Origin of the sequence: Synechococcus sp. H55.10 (assembly GCF_047502715.1) — a bacterium.
In the GTDB taxonomy this organism is placed as follows: domain Bacteria; phylum Cyanobacteriota; class Cyanobacteriia; order Thermostichales; family Thermostichaceae; genus Thermostichus.
On record NZ_JANSJJ010000068.1, the window covers coordinates 1 to 9,065 of the forward strand.

General features: G+C 56.0%; 5 protein-coding genes and 1 CRISPR repeat array. Of the genes, 3 read left to right on the forward strand and 2 right to left on the reverse strand.

What is annotated here, in order from left to right; genetic code table 11:
- Nucleotides 1-151 precede the first annotated feature (151 nt).
- Nucleotides 152-2,275 (forward strand): DEAD/DEAH box helicase, encoded by a 2,124-nt coding sequence (locus NW858_RS05310; protein ID WP_414520060.1) that lies wholly within the window; start codon nucleotides 152-154, stop codon nucleotides 2,273-2,275.
- Between the two features lie 4 nt (nucleotides 2,276-2,279).
- On the opposite strand, the gene NW858_RS05315 is transcribed toward NW858_RS05310, so the two are convergent.
- Nucleotides 2,280-3,041 carry a hypothetical protein gene (locus tag NW858_RS05315; RefSeq protein ID WP_414520061.1) on the reverse strand — a complete coding sequence of 254 codons (762 nt, stop codon included), beginning with the start codon at nucleotides 3,039-3,041 and terminating at the stop codon, nucleotides 2,280-2,282.
- Nucleotides 3,042-3,210: 169 nt separating this feature from the next.
- A complete protein-coding gene (locus NW858_RS05320) occupies nucleotides 3,211-4,206 on the reverse strand; it encodes an AAA family ATPase (RefSeq protein ID WP_414336100.1) in 996 nt (331 codons plus the stop codon).
- Between the two features lie 131 nt (nucleotides 4,207-4,337).
- On the opposite strand from NW858_RS05320, the gene NW858_RS05325 reads away from it, so the two are divergent.
- Complete coding sequence (locus tag NW858_RS05325; RefSeq protein ID WP_414336103.1) at nucleotides 4,338-4,778, forward strand: Rrf2 family transcriptional regulator; 441 nt, start codon at nucleotides 4,338-4,340, stop codon at nucleotides 4,776-4,778.
- 134 nt (nucleotides 4,779-4,912) lie between these two features.
- A complete protein-coding gene (locus NW858_RS05330) occupies nucleotides 4,913-5,827 on the forward strand; it encodes a S1 RNA-binding domain-containing protein (protein ID WP_414348354.1) in 915 nt (304 codons plus the stop codon).
- Between the two features lie 250 nt (nucleotides 5,828-6,077).
- Nucleotides 6,078-9,028: direct repeats of the CRISPR family, unit length 36 nt; unit sequence GTTTCCAATTTCTAGGGATCCCCCCGAAGGGGGAAC.
- Nucleotides 9,029-9,065: the final 37 nt, after the last annotated feature.

Genomic DNA, 9,065 nt, shown 5'->3' on the forward strand with positions numbered 1-9,065 from the left:
TACATCCAGAATCAGTCAGAGGGTGCTATCCATCCCCACCGTATAGACGGTGGGGAATTCCGCACCTTACGTTAAGGGCCCTGGATCCTTCCCCAAGAGCTCAGGTTTCCTGTTGTACACTGGGTTCAAGTTGGAAAATGAGGGATCCCCCATGCACTTTCGACCCGACGGCGCTCTGGACGACAGCTTGCCAGGAATAGCTGCGGAGGCAGTGGTATGGAATGCGCTACGCCAAGGGCTAGGAGCGGACGCGGGTTATCTTTTCCATCGAGCTGTTCTTTATAATCATCGCCGAGGTAATCCCAGGGCTGAGATCGACATCCTCCTGATTCATGCTGAATTGGGGATTTGGGTGTTCGAGTGTAAGGGCTTTAATCTGTACAATATTGAGAGCATCAACAACAACGAATGGCGCATGCGGCAGTGGCAAAAAGAAACAGAAACCCCTTTACAACAAGCAGACAAGCAAATGTTTCAAGTCAAGGATTTACTGCGGAAAAATCCGGATATACAAACGCTAATAGATCAGATCAACTTTGGTAAGCGGGTGGCTTTGCCCCGGATCCGGCGGCAGGAATGGCAAGAGCGTTTTGGGGATCCGCCACTTATAGGGGCCTTGGTGTTTGCTGATGATCTGGAGAAACCCGAGCATCTGAAACAAAGATTGTATGAGGCTAGGCGGGTTGCCCAAGCTCCTCTCCACGAAGGAAAGCTAAAGCAGATTGTTCGGCATTTGGGCTTAGTTTTGGAAGATGATACCAATAGCCAGCCTAACTATGGCTACGATTCACAAATGGTGATCCGGCGCGTCCAAGAAGGGATCTTCAAACTCGATGAAGACCAACGCAAAATTGCCACCCAATATCCTGAGGGGCCGCAGCGGTTGCGGGGCCTGGCGGGGACGGGCAAAACGGTAGTCTTGACTCGCAGGGCAGCCAAAATCCACGCCGACCACCCGGATTGGGACATCGCCGTAGTTTTCTACACCCGCTCTCTCTATGAGCAAATTCGCAGGCAAATCTCGGAAGTCTGTCAGAGCAAGTTTGACATCGAGCCAAATTGGCAAAAGCTTCGGGTGATGCATGCCTGGGGATCCCAGGATCAGCTTGGGTTTTATCGCCTGCTCGCTCACCAATGTGGCTTAACGCCCAAAAGCCTGGATCGGGCAAGGGCAGAGTTAAGGGATAAAAATGACCATACAACGGAGCCCTTCGACTATGTCTGCCAAGAGTTAGAAGAGAAAGCCAAGGAAATCCCTCAACTTTTTGACGCCATCTTGATCGATGAAGGTCAAGATTTGCCGCCCGCCTTTTACCGTTTAGCCTATCAAACTTTACGGGATCCCAAGCGGCTCTATTGGGCCTATGACGAAGCCCAAGGCGTTGGCTCCCTGACGGTGCCGGGGGCAGCCGAGCTATTCGGGCGCGACGAGACGGGCAAACCCAAAGTGCAGTTGGGAGGGAGAGCCGCCTTTGTGTTGCGCAAGTGCTACCGCACTCCAAAGATTATCCTCATGGCTGCCCATGCCCTCAACATGGGTCTTTTGCGTGGAGGCCAGCCTTTGCAGGGGGTTACTCAAAAAGACCAGTGGGAAAACTTGGGTTACGAAGTGATAGAAGGTGATTTTCGTAAGCCTGGATCTCCAATTACCCTCACCCGCAAGGCTTGCCATCCCGTCGATCAAGAAAACTTTGATCCCAAGGTGGATCCCCAGTCGCTGCTGGTCTGGCGCCCCTTCCCTTCTGAGGAAGAGGAGCAGAATTGGATTGCCCAACAGATCGAGTGCGACCTGAAGCAGTGGAGTTTTCAGCCGGAAGATCTTCTAGTGACAAGTGTAGGCAGCTTCAGCGCGAACAAACCCTACTGGGAAAGCCTAAAGGCCAGGCTCAAACAAAGAGGAATTAGCGCCCTCATTGCCGGCGAAGATGCCGGCCAGGATATTTTCCGCTTGCCGGGGCATGTCACCCTGTCGGGGATTTTCCGGGCCAAGGGCAACGAAGCTTGGAAAGTCTACGTCTGCCAGTTTCAAAACGCCACCGAGCCAGGGCTAAGTGGGGAGGAGCAACTGCGCCGGCGCAATCAAGCTTTTGTGGCCTTGACACGCACCAAGATCTGGTGTGTGGTTACAGGGATCTCCCCCAAAGATCAATTGGCTCCCGCCTTCCAAGAGCTGCGGCAGGCCAAGGAGCAGTACCCCTACCTACGCTTCCCAGCTTTTAACAAGGGATCCCTGCGGCGGGTTCATGAGGTGGATCTAGACTTGGAAGGTGCTTGAAGAATTACCGTCTGCCCTCAAGCGAGCCCAGCTCTGTCATCGCTTTTGCCATGTCGTCTAGGTCGTTCACCTTCTCCTCAATGGCTGCAAGAATTGCGTCGTAGGTGTTGGCCGAGGCGGAGGTGGCGGCAGCTTTGGTGGTAGAAGTGGAGCTGAATCCCTTTCCAAACCCAGACGGGTGGGCGGCAAAGTTGCCAGAGCCTGTTGCTTGGCGAACTTGATTGAGGCTGGCAATCTCTTGGGCCAAAAGATCCCGTTGTGAGTGGAGCTGATCGAGTTTGGCAGCGCCCTCTTTCAAATACTGAACAAGCTTCTGTTTTTTGGCTTGCAAATCTTCTATTGAGGCTTTTAGATTTTGCTCTTCTGCACGCAGTTGCGCCAGCCATGCTTGCTGAGATCGGATCTGGGATCCCAACTCACAATGGGTTTGAGGATCAGTTCCATCGCCCGCTTCCTCTTCCTGCCGAACGGGTGCCCAATTGGCAAGAGCAGCCCGCAGATCGGCCAGCTCGTTTTGCAGGTGTTGTAGACCTAACTCTTGCTGGCTTTTGAAGTACTCCAGGGATTGCTCCAGCAGTTGGGTTTTGGCTCTGGCTTCACTCCCGGCCAGGGCGGAAGCGAGGTAGCCGGTCATTCCCGTAGCCAAAGCGGCTGCCCCCGATTGCCACAGGGATCCACCGGATCCCAGGCTGCCGAGGGCTACAGCAAGGCCAGCCAAGGCGGGAAAAGCATTGACCCAAAGCTGGCGAGAGGTAGCAAGCTTCATAGTCGGCCCCACAGTAGAACGACAGGGTTGGCTTGATCTTATGGTCTTTTCAAACGGTTGTTATGAAACAGCTTATTGGACTCATCTTTGGCTCCCCTCTTCCCTATGAACTGGAGCACAAGACAGGATTTCTATGCTGGAGTCATCAAGATCGAGTTCAGCCAAGAATTTAAACAGGCGGCTCAATGGTGGAGACAATGTCCTGAATCACCGCCTCTGCCTCTTGCCGTCGGTTACCGGCCATCTCTCCCGACCCAGCCAGGAGAACCCGATGGGCCAGTACCGAGACGAACAACGCTTGCAGATCTTCCGGCAAACAGAAGCTGCGCCCTTTTACCAGCGCCTGAGCTCGTGCCGCCCGCGCCAAGGCCAGCGCTCCACGAGTAGATACCCCTGCCCGCAGCAGCTTGGAAACACGAGTGGCCTGCACCACCTGCAAAAGATAGTCCGCCAGGGATCCGTCCAGGTACACCTGATCCACCGCCGCCTGGATCTCTCGCAACTCACCCAAAGAGAGAACCGGCTGCAGAGCCTCCACCGGCTCGGCTTGTTGCCGTTGCAACAGCAAAGCTCGCTCTATCTCAGGGCTGGGGTAGCCAATCGACAACCGCACCAAAAACCGATCCAACTGACTTTCTGGCAGAGGATAGGTGCCGTGGTATTCCAAAGGATTTTGGGTGGCCAACACAATAAAGGGGCTGGGCAGCGGGTAGGTGCGATCGTCCAGCGAAACCTGCCTTTCCGCCATTGCCTCCAGCAGGGCGCTCTGAGTGCGGGGCGAGGTGCGGTTGATTTCATCTGCCAAGATCACATGGGCAAAAATGGGGCCAGGGCGAAATTCAAAATCCCCTTTTCCCTTATTGAACAGGGTGAGGCCAAGGATATCTGTCGGCAATAAGTCGCTGGTAAATTGAATCCTTTGAAACTTGGCCCCCAAACTGTGGGCGATGGCCCGCGCCAACGTGGTCTTGCCCACACCGGGCACATCCTCCAGCAAAACATGACCTTCCGCAACCAAGGCCATGACCACCGCTTGCACCACCTGTGACTTGCCCTGAAACACCGATTCGATGTTGGCAATCAACTTGCCAATCTGTTGGTGCAAGGCTTGCAATCGTTCCACCGGGATCCGCGCCGAACCAGCACGGGTGCTGACACTCGCCATAAACCATTCCCAAAGGGGCCTATTCCACCTTACCGGCTGGATCCCCTTGCCTGCTCAGGACGGAATCTCACCAAACCCCGGCGAAAAACCGGAGTATCATAGACCTAGGCTCTCCCGGAAGGATGGATATCTTGGAACTGTCTTGTAAAAGTGAATATGCTCTCCTGGCCCTTCTGGAATTGGCCCAGCACTACAGCGATGGCCAGGTGCTGCAGATTAAAGAAATTGCGGCCCATCAGTCCATACCCGATCGCTACCTGGAGCAATTGCTGGCCACCTTGCGCAGACAAGGGTTGGTGCGCAGTCAACGGGGAGCAAAAGGAGGCTACTCCCTGGCCCGAGCGCCCTGGCAGATCTCGCTGTTGGACGTTATCCAGGCCATCGAGGGGGAAGATCTCGCCCGTTCCCGCGAGTGGTCCCCAAGCGATCTCACCCCAGAGCGGGAAGTGCTCCTGAAAGCTTGGCAAGATGCCCAAGCGGCGGCAGTAGCCATTCTCCAGAAGACCACCCTGCAAGACCTCTGCGACCGGCAGGCACAACAGCAACAGGCGCGGCTGATGTACTACATCTGAGCTGCGTGCAATACCCCACAGTTGTTCCTCTCCCAAAGCCGCAAGGACTCTGTTCTGCAAAGAGGAGAGGCTGGGATCCCTAGCCAGTTTTGGGTTATCCTGAAGCCCACTGCTTTTTGAATTGAGCCGTTCCCATGACTGTTCGCTCTTCTCGCTCCCAGGCTGCTGATACGTTTTCTGCGGAAGATTTTGCCCGGGCTTTAGACGGGCAAAACCTCAACTTTCAACCGGGACAGGTGGTGCAAGGCCGCATCTTCCAACATCAGAACGATGGCGCTTTGGTAGATATTGGCGGCAAATCTCCGGCCTTTTTGCCCCTTAAAGAAGCCGGGATCCGCTCAGGAGAAGATTTGAGCGTGCTTTTTCCCTTGAAGACAGAAGCCGAGTTTCTCATTGTGCGGGAAGATGCAGAGGGGCAGATTGTGCTTTCGGCGCGGCGGCTCCGGCTGAAGCGGCTTTGGGAGGAGCTGGCCCAAAAGCAAGCCAGCGGCCAGACGGTAACCGTTCGGGTGATCGGCACCAACAAAGGCGGCGTGGTGGTGGATGTGCAGGGGCTGCGCGGCTTCATTCCCCGCTCCCACCTCAGCCAACGGGAAGGTCTAGAGGAGCTGGTGGGCCAATCCCTGACGGCAGGCTTTATCGAGGTGAACCCAGAAGCCAACAAGCTGGTGCTCTCCCAGCGGGTGGCTGTGAAATCCGAGAACCTGAGCCGTTACACCAGCGGCCAAGTGGTGGAGGGCAAGGTCAGCGGACTAAAACCCTTTGGCGTGTTTGTGGATTTGGAAGAGGGGGTAACCGGGCTACTACACATCAAGCAGGTTAGCCAAAGCTTTGTGGCCTCGCTGTCGGATTTGTTTAAGCCAGGCCAACGCCTCAAAGCCGTCGTGCTCGATGTGGATGAGACCAAGGGGCGGATGGCCCTCTCCCTGCGGGTGCTGGAAAAGCATCCGGGTGAGGTGCTGGAGCATCTGGATACGGTTATGGACGAAGCCGAAGAGCGGGCCAGCAAGCTAAAAGGGAGGATCACAGCCGACGGCCAAGTCATCTGATCCCGATCCCTGCCTCGAGTTTGGATGCGAGATCCCTAGATCGATGGCAAAACGCCTTACGGCAATCAAAGGAAAATCATCGGTTTGAGCGGCGATGGAATGAGTTTCCAATTTCTAGGGATCCCCCGAAGAGCTAACCGCTCGCCTCCCCTCTCCCAGTGGGAGAGGGGCCAGGGGTGAGGGAAGTTGGATCCCCCCGAAGGAGAAACATCCTGGGGCGTGGAATCAAATCCGCGTCCCAAATCGTTCCGTTTCCAATTTCTAGGGATCCCCCCGAAGGGGGAACGAAGAGAGTGAATATGACGAGGTAATCGGTGTACCGTTTCCAATTTCTAGGGATCCCCCCGAAGGGGGAACCCAAAGAAAGCAGCAGCCCGACTTGGGATCCCCAAACGGAGACCGTTTCCAATTTCTAGGGATCCCCCCGAAGGGGGAACGCTTCGAAGGTGATGAGTGGTTGGTTGACGGGGGATCCGTTTCCAATTTCTAGGGATCCCCCCGAAGGGGGAACCTCAGGTCCTGCCCGGCGTGCAGCTGGCGACTCCGGTTTCCAATTTCTAGGGATCCCCCCGAAGGGGGAACCCCCTCGCGGATCTGGCGGATCTGGAGTTCGAGGACACGGACGTTTCCAATTTCTAGGGATCCCCCCGAAGGGGGAACACAGATATCTACTTGGACCTAGAGCGCGGTGTGATCGGTTTCCAATTTCTAGGGATCCCCCCGAAGGGGGAACAGAAGACAACGATTAACGCACTCAGCCCCCTCGAGAGTTTCCAATTTCTAGGGATCCCCCCGAAGGGGGAACCTTTACGGCTTTTGGTGTGTTCTGTTGGAGCTGGAAATAGTTTCCAATTTCTAGGGATCCCCCCGAAGGGGGAACATGAATCTTAGCGAGATGAAAACCCTACTCGAGCAGCTGTTTCCAATTTCTAGGGATCCCCCCGAAGGGGGAACCCAAGAGTGTCGCTCCCTGGACAACGAGGAGCTGCACAGTTTCCAATTTCTAGGGATCCCCCCGAAGGGGGAACTGGCGTAGCGCTGTCGGATGCCGGCTAGGACGTCGGGTTGTTGTTTCCAATTTCTAGGGATCCCCCCGAAGGGGGAACCTTCTAGCCTACCCGCGGGTTCGGTGTACATCCTCAGGTTTCCAATTTCTAGGGATCCCCCCGAAGGGGGAACGCTCAACCAGCAGCGCGTCCAAGGCAGTGGGCACATCGGTTTCCAATTTCTAGGGATCCCCCCGAAGGGGGAACCGCCATCCGCTCTGTGTTGGATGGGGAGACGGTTGAGGTCTCGTTTCCAATTTCTAGGGATCCCCCCGAAGGGGGAACAAGTAACCCTGCAGACCCTAGAGCCGGACCTGGCGGTTTCCAATTTCTAGGGATCCCCCCGAAGGGGGAACCAGCTGGTCGTCCACAACGCCGCCTTCGAGCTGCGCTTTCGTTTCCAATTTCTAGGGATCCCCCCGAAGGGGGAACCATTTTGGCCGCAAGTGGTCAGGACCGGCACTATGGAACGTTTCCAATTTCTAGGGATCCCCCCGAAGGGGGAACACTGTCGCCTCATGTAAACTATTTGATGAAGAAGGGTTGTTTCCAATTTCTAGGGATCCCCCCGAAGGGGGAACCGCCGGGGCCGGTTGCGTTGCCGGCTTGGTCGCTTTCAGTTTTCAATTTCTAGGGATCCCCCCGAAGGGGGAACTTTCCCTCGTTCCCCTTACCCTCTTCCTCGTTACGGTTTCCAATTTCTAGGGATCCCCCCGAAGGGGGAACGGAGACCGCCGCCGCTGTCGTCGTCGTCGTTGAGAACAGAGGTGGTTTCCAATTTCTAGGGATCCCCCCGAAGGGGGAACGAAGGGGGAATGGGTGGGTGGAATGAGGGGAAAAGCTGGGGTTTCCAATTTCTAGGGATCCCCCCGAAGGGGGAACCCAAACCGCTGGGGCCGCGGGCTGTCTGCTCAACAGGTTTCCAATTTCTAGGGATCCCCCCGAAGGGGGAACCCCCCGATGTCGACTATCGTCGTGGGGTTATACTTAGCGTTTCCAATTTCTAGGGATCCCCCCGAAGGGGGAACTTGAGGGGAAACCAGTTAAGCAGCTGCAAAGCGTGCTGTTTCCAATTTCTAGGGATCCCCCCGAAGGGGGAACTATCAGCCAATCCTTGGATTTAAAGTCCGAATTCAAAACTAAGTTTCCAATTTCTAGGGATCCCCCCGAAGGGGGAACGCCGCTGATGGAGAGGTACACCGCACCCGCTTTGCCGTGTTTCCAATTTCTAGGGATCCCCCCGAAGGGGGAACCACCTGGGAAGTGGAGTTCTTCCTCTCACGTCTAACCGAGTTTCCAATTTCTAGGGATCCCCCCGAAGGGGGAACGGTATCAAAGCAGTTCGTTGGTTGGGGGCGTACGGGGACGGTTTCCAATTTCTAGGGATCCCCCCGAAGGGGGAACGCCCTCGCCTGCTCTATGTCCAGCCGGCTAACTCCCTTCGTTTCCAATTTCTAGGGATCCCCCCGAAGGGGGAACGATCGGGTGCCCCCGATTCAAGGGGGTGGTCGTCCACCGCGTTTCCAATTTCTAGGGATCCCCCCGAAGGGGGAACGCGTGGGTTTGTGCCAGCTTAGCCGTGCGTCTCTATGTTTCCAATTTCTAGGGATCCCCCCGAAGGGGGAACCCGCCCTGGTGTTTTCCCCACCCCAGCAGCACCTGGTTTCCAATTTCTAGGGATCCCCCCGAAGGGGGAACAGTTCTTGGCTGTGGATCCTGGGGAGACCCCCTGGGGTTTCCAATTTCTAGGGATCCCCCCGAAGGGGGAACGGAGCAACTTGACCTTGTCCGATTCGGCGTTGAGGGCCTTGTTTCCAATTTCTAGGGATCCCCCCGAAGGGGGAACCACCGACCTTGAGGCGTTGGGTGACGCTGATGAACTCCAAGAGTTTCCAATTTCTAGGGATCCCCCCGAAGGGGGAACGGGAATGACGACTGGAAACGTGCCCGTTAGACCGTGCAAGAGTTTCCAATTTCTAGGGATCCCCCCGAAGGGGGAACCCAAACCTGGCCGCGAGGTGCAGCTACGTTTGGATTCGCTCGTTTCCAATTTCTAGGGATCCCCCCGAAGGGGGAACACGCCGGGAGAGGGGGAAGAGGCGGCTCCAGCTCTTCGACGGTTTCCAATTTCTAGGGATCCCCCCGAAGGGGGAACTCTACCCCTATTAAACCCAAGCGGGGCAAGGAATGCA